The sequence below is a fragment of the Vibrio sp. 10N.261.51.A3 genome, from assembly GCF_041471965.1.
Classification (GTDB): Bacteria; Pseudomonadota; Gammaproteobacteria; order Enterobacterales; family Vibrionaceae; genus Vibrio; species Vibrio crassostreae_C.
Window position 1 is genome coordinate 1,020 of the sequence record NZ_JBFRPK010000017.1, and the last position, 430, is coordinate 1,449.

General features: G+C 44.2%; 1 protein-coding gene. It reads left to right on the forward strand.

What is annotated here, in order from left to right; genetic code table 11:
• The coding region (locus AB4371_RS04420; RefSeq protein WP_372149105.1) for a winged helix-turn-helix domain-containing protein at positions 1–243 on the forward strand (243 nt) is incomplete at its 5' end.
• Positions 244–430: the final 187 nt, after the last annotated feature.

Below are 430 nucleotides of genomic sequence, written 5' to 3' on the forward strand. Positions count from 1 at the left end.
CGGGCTCAACTCAGTGCCTTCATAAAAAAAGAAGCTGAATCACCTTCTGGTGGCCGCCTTGTTGGAAGCGATATACATGACTACATCGTTAAACACTTTGACAAGCACTACCACCCTAATTCCATCTATTATCTCCTCGACCACATGGGTTTTTCTTGGATAACTTCTCGTTCCAAACACCCTAAACAATCACAGCAAATACAAGACGATTTTAAAAAAATTCCAAATCGAAACGATCCTTAAGATCCCCGGCCATATTGGGCTAGAGAGTGTTGATGTCTGGTTTCAAGACGAAGCTAGGTTTGGTCAGCAGAACACAACAACACGTCTTTGGGCTACTCGTGGAACGAGACCTCGCGTAGTAAAACAGCAGCAATTTGAATACGCTTATTTGTTTGGCTCAGTGTGCCCATCGAGAGGGATTGGTGAG